Origin of the sequence: Paracoccus ferrooxidans, from assembly GCF_029909815.1 — a bacterium.
GTDB classification, from domain to species: domain Bacteria; phylum Pseudomonadota; class Alphaproteobacteria; order Rhodobacterales; family Rhodobacteraceae; genus Paracoccus; species Paracoccus versutus.
Map to the genome: position 1 here is coordinate 2,085,841 of NZ_CP038198.1, position 16,105 is coordinate 2,101,945.

16 protein-coding genes are annotated in these 16,105 nt (G+C 68.9%); 13 read left to right on the forward strand and 3 right to left on the reverse strand.

Annotated elements, in window-relative coordinates; all coding sequences use genetic code 11:
- The first annotated feature begins 109 nt into the window (after positions 1-109).
- Complete coding sequence (locus E3U26_RS10480) at positions 110-943, forward strand: urea carboxylase-associated family protein (protein WP_243783618.1); 834 nt, start codon at positions 110-112, stop codon at positions 941-943.
- On the opposite strand, the gene E3U26_RS10485 is transcribed toward E3U26_RS10480, so the two are convergent.
- Positions 940-1,632, reverse strand: coding sequence for a metal-dependent hydrolase (locus E3U26_RS10485; RefSeq protein WP_036750220.1), 693 nt, complete (start codon positions 1,630-1,632; stop codon positions 940-942). The two genes, E3U26_RS10480 and E3U26_RS10485, sit on opposite strands and share 4 nt — an antisense overlap.
- Before the next feature lie 143 nt (positions 1,633-1,775).
- Between E3U26_RS10485 and gatC the strand changes: the two genes are divergently transcribed.
- Genes gatC through E3U26_RS10505 form a run of 4 tightly spaced genes read left to right on the forward strand, consistent with a single transcriptional unit; the run spans position 1,776 to position 4,832 of the window.
- Entirely contained in the window at positions 1,776-2,063 is a 288-nt protein-coding gene (gene gatC, locus E3U26_RS10490; RefSeq protein WP_010393062.1) for an Asp-tRNA(Asn)/Glu-tRNA(Gln) amidotransferase subunit GatC, read from the forward strand.
- Positions 2,060-3,541: an Asp-tRNA(Asn)/Glu-tRNA(Gln) amidotransferase subunit GatA gene (gatA, locus tag E3U26_RS10495; protein ID WP_036750216.1), complete on the forward strand. Its 1,482-nt coding sequence runs from the start codon at positions 2,060-2,062 to the stop codon at positions 3,539-3,541. Before gatC ends, gatA begins: the two co-directional genes overlap by 4 nt.
- A 20-nt stretch (positions 3,542-3,561) precedes the next feature.
- Entirely contained in the window at positions 3,562-4,125 is a 564-nt protein-coding gene (locus E3U26_RS10500) for a hypothetical protein (RefSeq protein ID WP_499104788.1), read from the forward strand.
- A complete protein-coding gene (locus E3U26_RS10505) occupies positions 4,122-4,832 on the forward strand; it encodes an N-acetylmuramoyl-L-alanine amidase (RefSeq protein WP_499104789.1) in 711 nt (236 codons plus the stop codon). Before E3U26_RS10500 ends, E3U26_RS10505 begins: the two co-directional genes overlap by 4 nt.
- A 10-nt stretch (positions 4,833-4,842) precedes the next feature.
- Here E3U26_RS10505 and E3U26_RS10510 read toward each other — a convergent pair whose 3' ends face one another.
- Together E3U26_RS10510 and E3U26_RS10515 are read right to left on the reverse strand one after the other, a co-directional pair.
- Complete coding sequence (locus E3U26_RS10510; RefSeq protein ID WP_072461026.1) at positions 4,843-5,610, reverse strand: 23S rRNA (adenine(2030)-N(6))-methyltransferase RlmJ; 768 nt, start codon at positions 5,608-5,610, stop codon at positions 4,843-4,845.
- A 545-nt stretch (positions 5,611-6,155) separates the two neighbouring features.
- Positions 6,156-6,386 (reverse strand): DUF1127 domain-containing protein, encoded by a 231-nt coding sequence (locus E3U26_RS10515; RefSeq protein WP_499104790.1) that lies wholly within the window; start codon positions 6,384-6,386, stop codon positions 6,156-6,158.
- A gap of 328 nt (positions 6,387-6,714) precedes the next feature.
- Between E3U26_RS10515 and E3U26_RS10520 the strand changes: the two genes are divergently transcribed.
- The 8 genes from E3U26_RS10520 (at position 6,715) to mraY (ending at position 16,094) form a co-directional block, all read left to right on the forward strand.
- A complete protein-coding gene (locus E3U26_RS10520; protein ID WP_243783622.1) occupies positions 6,715-7,818 on the forward strand; it encodes an Mrp/NBP35 family ATP-binding protein in 1,104 nt (367 codons plus the stop codon).
- Between the two features lie 640 nt (positions 7,819-8,458).
- Positions 8,459-8,968: a division/cell wall cluster transcriptional repressor MraZ gene (gene mraZ / locus E3U26_RS10525; RefSeq protein WP_036750205.1), complete on the forward strand. Its 510-nt coding sequence runs from the start codon at positions 8,459-8,461 to the stop codon at positions 8,966-8,968.
- Positions 8,969-8,971: 3 nt separating this feature from the next.
- A complete protein-coding gene (gene rsmH, locus E3U26_RS10530; RefSeq protein ID WP_499104791.1) occupies positions 8,972-9,940 on the forward strand; it encodes a 16S rRNA (cytosine(1402)-N(4))-methyltransferase in 969 nt (322 codons plus the stop codon).
- A complete protein-coding gene (ftsL, locus tag E3U26_RS10535; RefSeq protein WP_499104792.1) occupies positions 9,940-10,329 on the forward strand; it encodes a cell division protein FtsL in 390 nt (129 codons plus the stop codon). Before rsmH ends, ftsL begins: the two co-directional genes overlap by 1 nt.
- The gene (locus tag E3U26_RS10540) at positions 10,326-12,131 is read left to right on the forward strand and encodes a peptidoglycan D,D-transpeptidase FtsI family protein (RefSeq protein ID WP_036750197.1); all 1,806 of its coding nucleotides are present in this window, start codon (positions 10,326-10,328) and stop codon (positions 12,129-12,131) included. Before ftsL ends, E3U26_RS10540 begins: the two co-directional genes overlap by 4 nt.
- Complete coding sequence (locus E3U26_RS10545) at positions 12,131-13,630, forward strand: UDP-N-acetylmuramoyl-L-alanyl-D-glutamate--2,6-diaminopimelate ligase (protein WP_499104793.1); 1,500 nt, start codon at positions 12,131-12,133, stop codon at positions 13,628-13,630. Before E3U26_RS10540 ends, E3U26_RS10545 begins: the two co-directional genes overlap by 1 nt.
- Positions 13,627-15,012 carry a UDP-N-acetylmuramoyl-tripeptide--D-alanyl-D-alanine ligase gene (locus E3U26_RS10550; protein WP_499104794.1) on the forward strand — a complete coding sequence of 462 codons (1,386 nt, stop codon included), beginning with the start codon at positions 13,627-13,629 and terminating at the stop codon, positions 15,010-15,012. Before E3U26_RS10545 ends, E3U26_RS10550 begins: the two co-directional genes overlap by 4 nt.
- Positions 15,012-16,094 (forward strand): phospho-N-acetylmuramoyl-pentapeptide-transferase, encoded by a 1,083-nt coding sequence (gene mraY / locus E3U26_RS10555; RefSeq protein WP_036750191.1) that lies wholly within the window; start codon positions 15,012-15,014, stop codon positions 16,092-16,094. The genes E3U26_RS10550 and mraY overlap by 1 nt, the downstream gene beginning before the upstream one ends.
- The last annotated feature ends 11 nt before the right edge of the window (positions 16,095-16,105 follow it).

Below are 16,105 nucleotides of genomic sequence, written 5' to 3' on the forward strand. Positions count from 1 at the left end.
GCCAGCCTTTCACCGTTTCCCAAACACCCATGCGGCAGGGACGGCAGGCGCGCTGTGCAAGGTGTGCGCAAGCCTTGCGATGCCGGGGACGCGCGCATAGCATCGCGCCATGATCCGAACCATTCCCGAAGATGCCGCCGAGCGCCGGGCCATTCGCCCGGTCATCTGCTATCCGAACCATACCCTTCCCGATCCGGACCTGCCCGGCTTGCAGGCCGTTCGCCTGACGGCGCGCAAATCCGGGGAATGCCTGGTGCCCCCGCGCGAGGCGCGTTGCTTTCACGTGCCGGCCGGGCATTTCTTTCGCATCACCAGCGTCGAGGGGCCGCAGGTCGGCGACCTGAACCTGTGGTCCGCCGCCGATCCGCGCGAACGGTTCTATTCCGGCAAGACCCGCGCGCTGCACGGCACCCATCTGACGCGCGGCCATCGCATGTGGTCCAGCTTTCCGCATCTGCGCCCGATGGCCACCGTGACCGAGGATACGCTGGAATGGTATGGCATCGACGAATACGGCGGCTCGGTCCATGACGTGATCGGCACGCGCTGCGACCCCTATACCCATCGCCTGCTGAGCGGGCAGGACTATCATCATTGCTGCCATTCCAACCTGGTCAACGCGCTGATGGCCGAGATGGGCCTGTCGCGCGAGGCGGCCGAGCCCCTGGTGCATGACGTGCTGAACGTCTTCATGTGCACGGGCTTCACCCGCGACACCGGGGAATATTTCATGAAGGCAAGCCCGGTGCGCCCCGGCGACCATATCGAGTTCTTTGCCGAGATCGACCTGATCGGCGGGCTTTCGGCCTGTCCGGGCGGCGATTGCGGCAGCGCGCATTCCAGCGACGCCGCCGCCTGCCATCCGCTGCTGGTCGAGATCTTCGCGCCGGCCCGGCCCGCGGGACGGGCAGAGCCGGGGCCGAGCGTCTATCGCTGGCCCTAAAGCGAGATCGGCAGCATCACCTCGGGCTCGATCACCTGCACGCCCGGCAGGCCGGCCTTCAGCACCTCGGCATCCTGCGCCAGCAGCGGGAAGGTCTTGTAATGGCAGGGGATCACGGTCTTGAAGTCGAAATACTTCCGCGCCGCCCAGGCCGCCCGGTCCATGTCCATGGTGAAATGCCCGCCGGCGCAGAGGATGCCGATGTCGGGCCGGTGATATTCGCCCATCCACGCCATGTCGGCCATGATGTCGGTATCGCCCGAAACATAGATCACATGGCCCTCGCCCGCGATCATGAACCCCGACTCGTGGCCGGCATAGACCGGCCCCTCGGCGCCCTCGAAGGACGAGGAATGGCTGGCATTCACCATCGTCACCCTGGCCCCGCCCAGATCGACCGTGCCGCCCTTGTTGAAGCCGATGCCCTCGATGCCCTCGTGCTTCATCCAGGTCGAGACCATGTCGTAGATGCCGACGGCGGGAATCCCCAGCTCCTTGGCGATCGAGACGGTGTCGCCGGTATGATCGCCGTGGCCATGCGTCACCAGGATATGGGTGGCGCCGGCGATGGCCTCGTCGCGGCTGTCCTCGGGGAACATCGGATTGCCCGAAAGCCAGGGGTCGATCAGGATCACCGCCTGTTCGATCTCCAGCCGGAAGCCGGAATGGCCAAGCCAGGTCAGTTTCATGGAAGGGCTCCTTTTCTTGCGCTGCCGCATCCTGCCAAGCCGGGCGGCGCCCGTAAAGTTCCGCCGCAAGGTTCCGCCTGCGCGGGTGCTTGCCCCGCCCCGGCCGCCCCGGTAAAACCCGGCGCAAGCGAAAGGAGCCTCCCATGGCGATCACCGAGGACGAAGCCCGCAAGGTCGCGCATCTGGCGCGGATTGCGGTCAAGGACGCCGACCTGCCCGCGCTGGCGCAGGAGCTGAACGGCATCCTGCATTTCATGGAACAGCTGAACGAAGTCGATGTCGAGGGCGTCGAGCCGATGACCGGGGTCGAGCCGATGCGCCTCAAGCGCCGCCAGGACGTCGTCACCGATGGCGAGATGCAGGATCTGATCCTGAAGAACGCGCCCGATGCGCGCGAGGGCTTCTTTGCCGTGCCGAAGGTGGTGGAATGAGCGACCTGAACAAACTGACCATCGCCCAGGCCCGGGACGGGCTGCGCAAGGGCGATTTCACCAGCACCGAGCTGACCGAGGCCTGCCTCGGCGCCATCGACGCCGCCGGCGCGCTGAACGCCTATTCTCACAAGACCCCGGAAAAGGCCCGCGAAATGGCGGCGGCCGCCGACAAGCGCATCGCCGCGGGCGACGCGCCCGCCATGTGCGGCATCCCGCTGGGCATCAAGGATCTGTTCTGCACCCGCGACGTGCCGTCCCAGGCCGCGAGCCGGATCCTGGAAGGCTTCCTGCCGCAATATGAATCGACGGTGACGCAGAACCTGTGGGATGCGGGCGCGGTCATGCTGGGCAAGCTCAGCATGGACGAATTCGCCATGGGCTCGTCCAACGAAAGCGCCTGCTATGGCCCGGTGGTCAACCCGTGGAAAGTGGACGACCGGCAGCTGACGCCCGGCGGCTCCTCGGGCGGCTCGGCGGCGGCGGTGGCGGCGGACCTGTGCCTGGCCGCGACCGGCACCGATACCGGCGGCTCGATCCGCCAGCCGGCGGCCTTTACCGGCACCGTGGGGCTGAAGCCGACCTATGGCCGGGTCAGCCGCTGGGGGGTGATCGCCTTTGCCAGCTCGCTGGACCAGGCCGGGCCGATGACCAAGTCGGTCCGCGACGCCGCGATCATGCTGGGCGCCATGGCCTCGGTCGATGCCAAGGATTCGACCAGCGCCGAACGCCCGGTGCCGGATTACGAGGCCGCGCTGACCGGCGACATCCGCGGCCGTCGCATCGGCATTCCGCGCGAATACCGCATGGAGGGCATGTCGGACGAGATCGACGCGCTCTGGCACAAGGCGGCCGAGATGCTGCGCGACGCCGGTGCCGAGGTGGTGGACATCACCCTGCCGCATACGAAATACGCGCTGCCGGCCTATTACGTGATCGCGCCGGCCGAGGCGTCGTCGAACCTCGCGCGCTATGACGGGGTGCGCTATGGCCGCCGCGCCAGGCTGGGCGCCGGCGACGGCGTGGTCGAGATGTATGAAAAGACCCGCGCCGAGGGCTTCGGCCCCGAGGTGCAGCGCCGGGTGATGATCGGCACCTATGTGCTGTCGGCGGGCTTCTACGACGCCTATTACAACCGCGCCCGCAAGGTCCGCGCGCTGATCAAGCGCGACTTCGACCAGGTCTTTGCCGATGGCATCGACGCGATCCTGACGCCGGCCACCCCCAGCGCCGCCTTTGGCCTGGGCGAAATGTCGGGCAAGGATCCGGTCGAGATGTATCTCAACGACGTCTTTACCGTCACGGTGAACCTGGCCGGGCTGCCGGGGATTTCGGTGCCGGTGGGGCTGGACCGGCAGGGCCTGCCGCTGGGAATGCAGCTGATTGGCCGGCCATGGGACGAAGGCGGGCTCTTGAACCTTGCGCAGAGCCTCGAATCTGCGGCAGGATTTGCGGCGAAACCCTCGCGCTGGTGGTGAGCGGCCTCAAACCGGAGAGAATGATGCGGAACCTGGCGATCCTGGCCCTGCTTGGCCCCGTTCTTGCCCTGGCCGGCTGCGGCGAGAATACGGGCTGGAACCCGAATTACAGCGCCATGCACAATGGTTCGCCCTATGCGGAATACCTGCAAGCGCGCGAGGTCGCGCTGCATGGCAAGGGCCCGGTGCCCAAGGTGATCCCGATCGCCCTGCCGGCGCAGGCGCCCACCGCAGCCCAGATCGCCGGCACGGCGGCAAAGCCGCGGGCCCAGGCAGCCGCGCCTGCCCCCGCCGCAGCAGCGCCCCCGGCCGGGGCACCGGCGGCGACGCAGGCCGCGACTCCCTCGCTGGTGCGTTATGCGCAGCAGGAAACCCAGGCGCCGGGCACGCGGAAATACCAGCGCAGCGGCAGTTCCGAATCGGCGGCGGCGCGGGCCTGCCGCAGCTATGCCAGCGCGGATGTGGCGCAAAGCGCCTTCCTCGCGGCGGGCGGGCCGGTGATCGACCCGCGCGGGCTCGACCCGGACGGCGATGGTTTCGCCTGCGGCTGGGATCCGCGCCCGCTGCGCCAATCCGGGCTTTGAGCCCTTCGCCCAATCACGGCGACCGGCGCGGGCAACAGCCGTCGCTGGTCGTGATCCATTACACCGGCATGGCGGACGGCCCCTCGGCCCGGGCCCGGCTCTGCGATCCCGGTGCCGAGGTCAGCGCGCATTGGCTGGTCCATGAGGACGGGACGATCGAGGCGCTGGTGCCCGAGGACCGCCGCGCCTGGCACGCGGGCGCCGGTGCGTGGCAAGGGCGCGAGGACGTGAATTCGCGCAGCATCGGCATCGAACTGGTCAATCCCGGCGACCGGCCCTTCCCCGAGCCGCAGATGGCGGCGCTTGAGGCGCTGCTCGGCGCCATCATGGCACGCTGGTCCATCCCGCCCCAGGGCGTGATCGCCCATTCCGACATGGCGCCGGGGCGCAAGATCGACCCCGGCCCGCGTTTCGACTGGCGCCGGCTGGCCCTGCAGGGGCTTGCGGTCTGGCCCGAGGGAACGGGCCCCGACCTGCCGCTGGCCGACAGCCTGGCCCGCATCGGTTATCCCGAGGATCCGGCGCGCCTCGCCGCCTTCCGCCTGCGCTTCCGCCCCTGGGCCGATGGCCCCGAGGATGAAACCGACCGCCGGCTGGCCGCGGCGCTGGCTTATCGCGGGTTTCTTTCGTGCCCAAATATCCCGCAGGGGGAGGCCGCCGCGGCAGCGGCGGACGGGGGACGCGAAGTCCCCCCGCAACGATCGTAAACAAGCGGTCCTAGAAAAGCGCCTCGATTCGCCGGGCCTCGGTCTCCAGCCCATAGGGCGCATTCAGCACCACCATGCCCGAGCCGACCATGCCATGGCCGGGCCGCGCCGGCGGGAATCGCACCTCCGAGACCAGCGCCTCGGGATGGTTGCGGCGCAGCGCCTCGACCATGGGCGCATGGCGGCCGTCTGCCAGGATCGGATACCACAGCGCGATCACGCCGACGTTCCACTTGCGCGCCAGCTTGGCGACATGGCGCGGGATGGCGTCGTAATCGGCCTTGACCTCATAGCTGGGGTCGATCAGCAGCAATCCGCGCCGCGGCGTGGGCGGGCAGATCGCCTGCGCCATCTGGAACCCGTCCTGCCGGTGCAGATGCGCAAAGCCTGCGACCTCGGCCAGCGCCTGGTGCTCGGCCGGGTGCAGCTCGGCCAGATGCGCCACGTCGCCAGGGCGCAGGAAATGCCGCGCGATCAGCGGCGAGCCGGGATAGGCGGTCGCGCCATGGCGGGCGCGCACCGCCTCCAGCGCAAGGCGCAGCGGGTGATCCGTGGGCAGCCAGTTTTCGGAAAGCGCGCGGGTGATGCCGGCGGCCGCCTCGCCGGTCTTTTCCGCCTCGGGCGCCGACAGGTCGTAGAGGCCGCGCCCGGCATGGGTTTCCAGATAACTCAGTGGCTTCGGCTTGGCGGTCAGATAGGCCAGCACCCAAGCCAGCAGCGCGTGCTTGTGCAGGTCGGCCAGGTTCCCGGCGTGATAGGCGTGCTGATAGGACAACATGTCCCGCAATTAACCCGATGGCCCGGAAATGAAAAGCGGCGGTGCCCAGGGAGGAGGAGGGGGCACCGCCGCGCAACGCTGGCCCAGGGAGGAGGAGGGGCCGCGTATGGGGTGCGGCAATGGCAGGGAGGAGGAGGCCATTACCGCTAGCTGACAGTCCCAGGGAGGAGGAGAGGACCGTCGCATTCCGTTCCGCCTTGCGGCGGTGTTTTGGCGGCGCCCTCCAGGGAGGAGGAGGGGAGGGCGCCGCGCAGAACGGGAAGCCCAGGGAGGAGGAGGGGCTTCGCCGTGTCGGTTTGGCGGCGCCTCCGGGAGGAGGAAAGAGGCTGCCGCCGGACCGCGAGACCCAGGGAGGAGGAGGGGTCTCGCCGTATAGGGTGGCGGCATCCCCAGGGAGGAGGAGGGGGAGCCGCCGGAACCGTGAAGCCCAGGGAGGAGGAGGGGCTTCACCGTATCTGAGCGGCGGCATCCTCAGGGAGGAGGAGGGAGGATGCCGCCTGAACCCGGACCCAAGGGAGGAGGAGTGGGTCGGGTGTTCTATTCGCTTACTTCGTGCCCCAGGCGGCTTCGTAAGCCACGCCGCGGATGTTGCCGCGGTTCAGGCCCAGGTCGGCCAGTTCGCGGTTGGACAGGTCGCCCAGTTCGCGCAGGGTCTGGCGATAGACCGCCCGGCGGGCCATATGGTCACGGACATTGGCCACGAATTTCGCGATCGCGCCGTTGCCGGCGATGTCGTTGCGGTGCATACCGCCATGGATCAGATCGAGAACAGCCATTTCATTCACTCTTTCGTCTTGCGGATGGCGCGGTCGGTTTTCCCTGTCGCGCTGTTGAGACGAACATGGTCCCTTTTCTGCATCTGCACAATGGCCGCGGGCGAGATGCTGCTATGCAGAATCTACATGGCTGTTTCTGGGACACTGTTACAAAGCGTTAATAATCCGTGAATTTTTCAGCCTTTTTACAAGCTGGATCAAGTTTCCCTAGCAGATCGGTCGTATTTTACGCGGGGTCACAGGGGGTTAGCGGTATCAGCCCGCAAGCCCGGCTTGCCCATCCCCGCGTGAATTGCGATGCTGCGGGCGCTTTGATGCGGGGGTAGCCATGACCATCTCACGGGAACGTGTGCTTCAGGAACTTGCCCAGATCGCGGTTCCGGGGGGCGGCAACCTGGTTTCGGCCGATCTGGTGCGCGCGCTCAACGTCGAATCGGGCGCGGTGCGATTCGTCATCGAGGCGGCCGATGCGGCCTCTGCCCGCGCGCTGGTCCCGGTCGAGGCCGAGGCGCAGCGCCGGCTGTCCGCTCTGCCGGGGGTGGAGAAGGTGCAGATCGTCACCACCGCCCCGACCGCGCCGCGCGGCGGTGCCCCGCAGGTCGCGGCCCGTTCGGGCGGCGAGGCGCCGCCCAGCCTGAAGATCGGCCGCCACCCCACGCCCCAGGCCGGCCCCGCGCCGGTCAGCGGCGTGGCGCGGATCCTGGCCATCGGCTCGGGCAAGGGCGGGGTCGGGAAATCGACGCTGACCTCGAACCTGGCAGTGGCGCTGGCGCGCAAGGGGCGGCGGGTCGGCTTGCTGGACGCCGACATATACGGTCCCTCGCAGCCGCGCATGCTGGGCCTGACCGGGCAGCGCCCCACCAGCGACGGCCAGATGATCGAGCCGCTGCACGCCCATGGCGTCACCGTCATGTCGCTGGGCCTGATGATGAAGGAAGGCGAGGCGGTGGTCTGGCGCGGCCCGATGCTGATGGGCGCGCTGCAACAGATGCTGAACCAGGTGAAATGGGGCGAGCTGGACGTGCTGCTGGTCGACCTGCCACCCGGCACGGGCGACGTGCAGCTGTCGCTGTGCCAGAAGGCGCAGGTCAGCGGGGCGATCATCGTCTCGACCCCGCAGGACGTGGCGCTGATCGACGCCCGCCGCGCCATCGACATGTTCGACAAGCTCAAGACCCCGGTGCTGGGGCTGGTCGAGAACATGTCCACCTATATCTGCCCCAATTGCGGCCACGAGGCGCATCTGTTCGGCCATGGCGGCGTCGCCGCCGAGGCCGCGGCGCTGGACCTGCCCTTCCTGGGCGAGATCCCGTTGAACCTGGACCTGCGGCTTGCGGGCGATGCCGGCACGCCGATCGCGGCCGGCGACGGGCCGGTGGCGCAATCCTTCGTCCGGCTGGCCGAGCGGCTGATCGCCGGCGGCATGGCCTGACCCGGCCTTTCGCACCCGGCCGGGAAAACACGGGAAACGGGTCTGGGAAATCATGGCAACGGGCCCCTGGATTCCGAATCACCGCGGCGTGATTGCCCGTGAAGGCCGGTCGAATCGGCAAGCTTTCCCCTTTTTCGACGGAAGAATCGCCCCTCCACCCGGTCGCGTGGGACGATTCTGGGAAATGGTGGGATTTATTTGCCACATCGGCGCTACATACTACATCTAGTGGCTGTTCTATCCCTGCATCCGATACCTTCCCCTGTGATCGCGCCGGTGTGAATTTGTTCGCGCCGCGTTCGCCGGCAATAGCCCGCCTGCGCCCAGGTTCCGACCAAACAAATCCATTGCGTCCCATGAATTCCCATGGCATCCCTTGGCTCACGGAACGGGCTCGAGGGGCGCCAAGACCCCAAAAGGCGACAAGCAGCTTTCATACAGGCAACCCGTTTCCGAATGACCTCTGCGGCGCGCGAGCAGCACCTCCCCCAGGTGGCGCGAAACGCAGGGCGCGATCCCCGAAACTACGGGGCCCAGAGATGGGAACGAGGGCGGCGGATCGGGCAGTGGCAGCAGCCCGGTCCGCCTTTCCTTTTCGGGCAAACCGGAAAGGTCGGGACAGTGAAAGGAGGGCGCGCCGTTGGCACGCCGTTTCAGAGGGTCGGAAGAGGTCAAGGTGGACGCGAAGGGTCGCGTTTCCATCCCGGCCAAGTTCCGCCGGGTCTTTGAAGCCTCCGATCCCGACTGGCAGGCCGGCAAGCGCGCGCAGCTGGTCATCGTCTACGGCACCCGCGACTGGAACTGGCTGCAGCTTTTCACCATCGAGGCGATGGAAGAGATCGAGGACGGCATCGCCCGCATGCCGCGCGGCTCGGCCGCCCGCAACCTTCTGGAAAACATCTATCAGGGCCATGCCGACGAGGCCGAGATCGACGGCGACGGCCGCCTGGTCCTGCCGCAGAAGCTGCGCGAGAAGATCGGCCTGACCGACAGCGCCTTCTTCATCTCGGCCGGCGACAGCCTGAAGGTCTGGACCCCCGAGGCCTATGCCGAGGAAGAGCGCGCGCTGGAAGCCCGCGTGCCGGAACTGGAGCCGGGCGCCGATCCGCTGTCGCTGCTGGCCCCCGCCGCGGCGAAGGACGAGGGCTAGGGCATGGTCGAGGCTCCGCATATCCCCGTCCTGCTTGGCCCGCTGTTGCGGGCCGTTCAGCCTGTGACGGGCACCTGGGTCGACGGCACCTTCGGCGCCGGCGGCTATGCCCGCGGCCTGCTGGAGCAGGGCGCCGACCGGGTGATCGGCATCGACCGCGACCCGGCGGTCTTTCGCATGGCCGAGGCCTGGGCGGGCGAATATGGCGACCGGCTGCGGCTGGTCCAGGGCACGTTCTCGGACCTCGACAGGCTGGCCGGTGGGCCGGTCGACGGCGTGGTGCTGGACCTTGGCGTCAGCTCGATGCAGCTTGACCAGCCCGAGCGCGGCTTTTCCTTTTTGCGCGACGGGCCCTTGGACATGCGCATGGGCGGCGAGGGGCCGACGGCGGCCGACCTGTTGAACAGCGCCCCCGAATCGGTCATCGCCGACGTGCTCTATCTCTACGGCGAGGAACGCGCGTCGCGCCGCATCGCCAAGGCCATCGTCGCCGCCCGGCCGCTGAGCCGCACCGGCCAGCTTTCCGACATCGTCGCCGGCTGCCTGCCGCGCGCGAAGCCGGGGCAGAGCCATCCCTCGACCCGCGCCTTCCAGGCGATCCGCATCTGGGTGAACGACGAATTCGGCCAGCTGGTCGCCGGGCTTGCGGCGGCCGAACGGGCGCTGCGGCCGGGCGGCAAGCTGGCCGTGGTCAGCTTCCATTCGCTCGAGGACCGGATCGTCAAGCGGTTCATGCAGGCGCGCTCGAACAGCGCCGGCGGCGGCAGCCGCTATGCGCCCGAGGCCGCGCGCGAGGAGCCGGCCTTCACGCTGCCCTTCCGCCGCGCCATCGGCGCGGACGAGGCCGAGCTGGCGGCGAATCCGCGCGCCCGCTCGGCGTTGTTGCGGGTCGGCATCCGCACCGCGGCGCCGGCCGGCCGGGTCGATCCGGCGGGGCTGGGCCTGCCGCTGCTGTCGGAAAGGGGGGCGTGATGCGTTCGGTGCTTTACCTTCTGACCGCGCTTTCGGTGATGGGCCTGGCCTTCTGGGCTTATCGCGAGAATTACCGCACCCAGGCCGCCATCAGCGAGATGAGCGACATCCAGCGCCAGATCGGCCGCCTGCGCGAGGATCTGGGCGTTCTGCGCGCCGAATGGGCCTATCTGAACCGCCCCGAGCGCCTGCGCCAGCTGGTCGATCTGAATTTCGAGCGGCTGAAGCTGGTGCCCTTCGGTTCCGACCAGTTCGTGGACGTGGGGCAGGTGGCCTTCCCGGTGCCCCGGTCGCCCGAGCCCGCCCCCGGTTCCGCTGTCGATGCCGATCTGCCGGTCGAACGTCCCGCCGGCTTCCCGCCCCGCAGACCACAGGAGAGCACGCCATGATCCGCACCCCGCTGCGCCCGCTGGCCCGCATCCTTCGCGCCCGCGAAACAGGCGAGAACCCCGATGCCATCGAGGCCGAGAACCGCGCCCAAAGGCATGCCGCGATCCAGGAAAGGGCGCGCGGCAGCGCCCGGACCCGGCTGTTCTTCATGTCCTGCGCCTTTGCGCTGGCCTTTGGCACCGTGGGCGCCAAGATGGGCGTGCTGGCCGCCAGCCAGCCCAGCGAGCCGCGGGTGCAGACCACCGGCGCGCAAATCATCTCGCAGCGCGCCGACATCACCGACCGGCAGGGGCGGGTGCTGGCCACCAACCTGCTGACCCATTCGCTTTACGCCCATCCCCAGCAGATGGTCGAGCCCGAGCGCGCGGCGCGCGAACTGGTCCGCATCTTCCCGGACCTGGAGATAGAGCGGCTGCAAAAGGACTTTACCGGCAAGCGCACCTTCGTCTGGATCAAGAAGAAGATCAGCCCCGAACAGATGCAGGCCGTGCATGACATCGGCGAGCCGGGGCTGCTGTTCGGCCCGCGCGAGATGCGGCTTTACCCGAACGGCCATATCGCCGCGCATATCCTGGGCGGCGCCACCTTCGGCAAGGAGGACGTGGCCAGCGCCGAGGTCGTCGGCGTCGCCGGTGTCGAAAAGGCCTTCGACCACTGGCTGCGCGATCCGGCCAATGACGGCGCGCCGCTGGCGCTTTCGCTGGACCTGACCGTCCAGGCCGCCATGGAGGAGGTGCTGGGCAACGGCATGAAGGTCATGAACGCCAAGGGCGCCACCGGCATCCTGATGGAGGTCAAGACCGGCGAGATCCTGGCCATGGCCAGCCTGCCCGATTTCGACCCCAACGACCGGCCGCGGCCGCTGCTCAAGGGAGATCCCTCGGACAGCCCGCTGTTCAACCGCGCGGTGCAGGGGCAGTATGAATTGGGCTCGACCTTCAAGATCTTCCCGGTGGCGCAGGCCATCGACCTCAAGCTGGTCAGCCCGGCCACGATGATCAACGCCAAGGCGCCGATGAAGATCGGCAAATACCTGATCAACGAGTTCCGGGGCCACAATTACGGCACGCTTTCGGTGACGGACATCATCGTGAAGTCGTCGAACGTCGGCACCGTCCGGGTGGCCCAGCTGCTGGGCGCCGAGCGGCAGAGGGATTTCCTGCAGAAGCTGGGTTTCTTCGAGCCGACGCCGATCGAGATGAGCGAGGCGCCGACCGGCAAGCCGCTGGTGCCCAAACGCTGGCCCGCCGTGACCTCGGCCACCGTGGCCTTCGGGCACGGGCTGGCGGCCAGCCCGCTGCATCTGGCCGCGGCCTATGCGACGGTCGCGAACGGCGGCAAGCGGGTGATGCCGACGCTGATCCACGACCGCCGCCCGCGCGGCGGCGAGCAGGTGCTGTCGCCCGAGGCCGCGCAGATCGCCGTGCAGATGCTGCGCCAGGTGGTGGTCCGCGGCAGCGGCCGCAGCGCCAATGTCGAGGGCTACGAGGTCGCGGGCAAGACCGGCACCGCCGACAAGCCGCGCCCGACGGGGGGCTATTACGGCAACAAGGTGGTCTCGACCTTCGCCTCGGTCTTCCCGGCCAGCGATCCGCAATATGTGCTGGTGCTGTCGCTGGACGAGCCCTCGACCATCGGCCCCGGCGGCGAAAGCCGCACCGCGGGCGCGACCTCGGCGCCGGTGGCGGCCGAGGTGATCCGCCGCGTCGCACCGCTCTTGGGCCTGCGCCCGGCCACCGAATCGCAATTGCCGATGGTTGAACGGCCTTTGCCCGATGGGCTAAAGCTCGTCTCGAACTGATGAGCGGAGGCTTCGTGACCGAGCGGGCGATGCGGCTGTCCCTTCTGGGGCTGAGGGGGGACAAGGGGCGCGACCCCGAGATAACGGGCCTTGCCGTGGATTCGCGGCAGGTCAGGCCCGGCCATCTGTTCGCGGCGCTGCCGGGTTCGGCCGCGCATGGGGGCGAGTTCATCCAATATGCGCTGCGCCAGGGCGCGGCCGCGATCCTGACCGACCGCAAGGGCGCCGAGATCGCCGCCGAGGTGCTGGCCGGCGCCGATGCCGCGCTGGTGGTGGCCGAAGATCCCCGCGCCGCGCTGGCGGGCGCGAGCGCTCTGTGGTTCGCCGCCCAGCCCGAGACGATGGTCGCCGTCACCGGCACCTCGGGCAAGACCTCGGTCGCCACCTTCACCCGGCAGATCTGGCAGGCGTTGGGCCACAAGGCGATCAGCCTGGGCACCATGGGCGTGCAGGGCGACTACCAGGCCAAGCTGGCCCATACCACGCCCGAGCCGATCACCCTGCACCGGGTGCTGGCCGAGGCGGCGGCCGCGGGCGTCACCCATGCGGCGATGGAGGCCAGCTCGCACGGGCTCGACCAGCGCCGGCTGGACGGGGTGCGGCTGAAGGCCGGCGCCTTCACCAATTTCAGCCAGGACCACCTGGATTATCACAAGAACTTCGACGAATATTTTGCCGCCAAGGCGCTGCTTTTCGATCATCTGCTGGACGAGGGCGGCGGGGCGGTCGTCAATATCGACGACCCGCGCGGCCGGCAGATGGCGGGGATCGCGCGCGAACGCGGCCTCGATCTGACGACCATCGGCAAGGATGCGGCGGCCGACCTGCGCATCCTGGGCCAGCGCTATGACGCGACCGGGCAGGATTTGCGCTTCAGCCTGCATGGCCAGGCGCATCTGGTGCGGTTGGCGCTGATCGGCGGCTTCCAGGCGGAAAACGTGCTGGCCGCCGCCGGCCTGGCCATTGCCGCCGGCGACGAGGCGCCCCGCGTGATCGAGACCCTGCCGGGGCTGACCACCGTGCGCGGCCGCATGGAACTGGCGGCGATGCGGGAAAACGGTGCTGCGGTCTTCGTCGACTACAGCCACAAGCCGGGCGCGCTGGCCTCGGCCCTGCAAAGCCTGCGCCCGCATGTCATGGGCCGCATCGTCGTGGTCTTTGGCGCCGGCGGCGACCGCGACCGGCTCAAGCGCCCGCTGATGGGCGAGGCGGCGCGGCAATTCGCCGACCTGGTCTATGTGACCGACGACAACCCGCGCAGCGAAGACCCGGCCGCGATCCGCGCCGAAGTGCTGGCCGGCGCCGGCCCCGAGGCCATCGAGGTCGGCGACCGCGCCGAGGCGATCCTGCGCGCCGTCGATGCCTTGCAGCCGGGCGACGCGCTGCTGATCGCCGGCAAGGGCCACGAGACCGGCCAGATCATCGGCAACGACGTTTACCCCTTCGACGATGCCGAGCAGGCCTCGGTGGCCGTCGCGGCGCTGGATGGCAAGATATGACGCTGTGGACCTCGCAGGATGCCGCCGCCGCGACCGGCGGCCGCGCCACCCGTGACTTTGCCGTCGGCGGCGTCTCCATCGACACCCGCACCATCCGGCCGGGCGACCTGTTCGTGGCCCTGCAGGCCGCCCGCGACGGCCACGACTTCGTCGCCCAGGCCCTGGAAAAGGGCGCCGGCGCCGCGCTGGTCAGCCGCATCCCCGAGGGCGTGGCCCCGGATGCGCCGCTGCTGGTCGTCCCCGACGTCCTGCAGGCGCTGGAGGCGCTTGGCCGCGCCGGCCGCGCCCGGATGGGCGGCAAGGTCATCGCCATCACCGGCTCGGTCGGCAAGACCTCGACCAAGGAGATGGCGCGCATCGCGCTTGCCGGGCAGGGCAGCATCCACGCGGCCGAGGCCAGCTACAACAACCATTGGGGCGTGCCGCTGACGCTGGCGCGCATGCCCCAGGACACCGATTTCGCCATCATCGAGATCGGCATGAACCATCCCGGCGAGATCGAGCCGCTGGCCCGCCTCGCCCGCCCGCATGTGGCCATGATCACCACCGTCGCCGCTGCCCACCTGGAGGCTTTCGGCGCCATCGAGGGCATCGCCCGCGAAAAGGGCGCGATCTTTCGCGGTCTCATGCAGCCCGGCACCGCCATCCTGCCCGAGGATCTGCCGGTCACGCAATTGCTGCGCGACTGCGCCGACGAGGCCGGCGCCATCGTCATCGGCTTCGGCCAGCAGGGCATGGCCCGGCCGCTGAAGGCCGAGACGGTGGACGGCACGACCCAGGTCCGCGCCCGCGTGCTGGGCGATGTGGTGGATTTCACCCTGGCGACTCCGGGCACGCATTTCGTCATGAACGCGGTCGGCGTGCTGGCGGCGCTGTCGGCCGCGGGGGCCGACGTGGCCCAGGCGGCGGCGCGCCTTTCCGACTGGCGCCCGCCGCTGGGCCGCGGCGCGGTCGAGGATCTGGGCGGCATCCGGCTGATCGACGATGCCTATAACTCCAACCCCACCTCGCTTTCGGCCGGGCTTGCGACGCTGGCGCGGCTGACCGGCGGGCGCCGGGTGGCGATCCTGGGCGACATGCTGGAACTCGGCCCGGACGAGATCGCGCTCCATGCCGGCATGGCCGCCGATCCCGCGATGCCGGCCGTCGACCTGGTCCATACCGCCGGCCCGCGCATGCGCGCCCTGCACGAGGCGCTGCCCCAGGCCCGCCGCGGGCGCCATGCCGAAACCGCCGCAGAACTGGCCGAGAGCGTGGCCGAACTGGTCGCGCCCGGCGATATCGTGCTCGTGAAGGGTTCGAAGTCCTCCAGGGTCTCGACGGTGGTTGACGCGCTGCGGCGGACGCGCCAAAGCACGCCCCCTGGCGAAAGGACAGCGTAATGCTCTATTGGCTCACGAACCTCTCCGACGGCGGGGATTTCTTCAACCTTTTCCGATATATCACCTTCCGGGCCGGGGGCGCCTTCTTCACCGCGCTGCTCTTCGGCTTCTTCTTCGGCCGGCCGCTGATCGACCTGCTGCGCCGCAAGCAGAAAAAGGGCCAGCCGATCCGCGACGACGGGCCGCAGAACCATTTCTCCAAGGCCGGCACCCCGACCATGGGCGGGCTGCTGATCCTCGCAGCGCTCAGCATCGGCACGCTGCTCTGGGCGCGGCTCGACAACGGCTATGTCTGGATCGTGCTTTTGGTCACGCTGGGCTTCGCCGCCATCGGCTTTGCCGACGACTATGCCAAGGTCACGAAGCAGCATCACGCGGGGCTCTCGGGCAAGGTGCGGCTGCTGATCGGGCTCTGCATCGCCGCCGCCGCCGGCGCCGCGGCGGCATGGCTGCACCCGGCGGCGCTCAGCGGCGAGCTGGCGCTGCCCTTCTTCAAGGATGCGCTGATCAACCTGGGCCTGCTCTACGTGCCCTTCGCCGTGCTGGTGATCCTGGGCGCGGCCAATGCGGTGAACCTGACCGACGGGCTCGACGGGCTGGCGATCATGCCGGTGATGATCGCGGCCGGCAGCTTCGCGGTGATCGCCTATATGGTCGGCAACGCGAATTTCGCCAATTACCTCGGCGTGCATTTCGTGCCCGGCACCGGGGAGCTTGCGGTCTTCGTCGCGGCGCTGATCGGCGGCGGCCTGGGCTTCCTGTGGTATAACGCGCCCCCCGCCGCCGTCTTCATGGGCGATACCGGCAGCCTCGCGCTCGGCGGTGCCCTGGGCGCCATCGCGGTCGTCACCAAGCACGAGATCGTCCTGGCCATCGTCGGCGGGCTTTTCGTTGTCGAGGCGCTGTCAGTCATCATCCAGGTGCTCTATTTCAAGCGCACCGGTAAGCGGGTGTTCCTGATGGCCCCGATCCACCACCATTTCGAAAAGAAGGGCTGGGGCGAGGCGCAGATCGTGATCCGTTTCTGGATCATCGCGCTGATCCTGGCGCTGATCGGGCTTGCCACCCTGAAGCTGCGCTGACAGGCTTTCTC

Bases quoted from the DNA above. Each gene is read 5' to 3' on its own strand.
- E3U26_RS10480 (WP_243783618.1), top strand. From the start codon at position 110: ATGATCCGAACCATTCCCGAAGATGCCGCCGAGCGCCGGGCCATTCGC.
- E3U26_RS10485 (WP_036750220.1), bottom strand. From the start codon at position 1,632: ATGAAACTGACCTGGCTTGGCCATTCCGGCTTCCGGCTGGAGATCGAA.
- gatC (WP_010393062.1), top strand. From the start codon at position 1,776: ATGGCGATCACCGAGGACGAAGCCCGCAAGGTCGCGCATCTGGCGCGG.
- gatA (WP_036750216.1), top strand. From the start codon at position 2,060: ATGAGCGACCTGAACAAACTGACCATCGCCCAGGCCCGGGACGGGCTG.
- E3U26_RS10500 (WP_499104788.1), top strand. From the start codon at position 3,562: ATGATGCGGAACCTGGCGATCCTGGCCCTGCTTGGCCCCGTTCTTGCC.
- E3U26_RS10510 (WP_072461026.1), bottom strand. From the start codon at position 5,610: ATGTTGTCCTATCAGCACGCCTATCACGCCGGGAACCTGGCCGACCTG.
- E3U26_RS10515 (WP_499104790.1), bottom strand. From the start codon at position 6,386: ATGGCTGTTCTCGATCTGATCCATGGCGGTATGCACCGCAACGACATC.
- E3U26_RS10520 (WP_243783622.1), top strand. From the start codon at position 6,715: ATGACCATCTCACGGGAACGTGTGCTTCAGGAACTTGCCCAGATCGCG.
- rsmH (WP_499104791.1), top strand. From the start codon at position 8,972: ATGGTCGAGGCTCCGCATATCCCCGTCCTGCTTGGCCCGCTGTTGCGG.
- ftsL (WP_499104792.1), top strand. From the start codon at position 9,940: ATGCGTTCGGTGCTTTACCTTCTGACCGCGCTTTCGGTGATGGGCCTG.
- E3U26_RS10540 (WP_036750197.1), top strand. From the start codon at position 10,326: ATGATCCGCACCCCGCTGCGCCCGCTGGCCCGCATCCTTCGCGCCCGC.
- E3U26_RS10545 (WP_499104793.1), top strand. From the start codon at position 12,131: ATGAGCGGAGGCTTCGTGACCGAGCGGGCGATGCGGCTGTCCCTTCTG.
- E3U26_RS10550 (WP_499104794.1), top strand. From the start codon at position 13,627: ATGACGCTGTGGACCTCGCAGGATGCCGCCGCCGCGACCGGCGGCCGC.
- mraY (WP_036750191.1), top strand. From the start codon at position 15,012: ATGCTCTATTGGCTCACGAACCTCTCCGACGGCGGGGATTTCTTCAAC.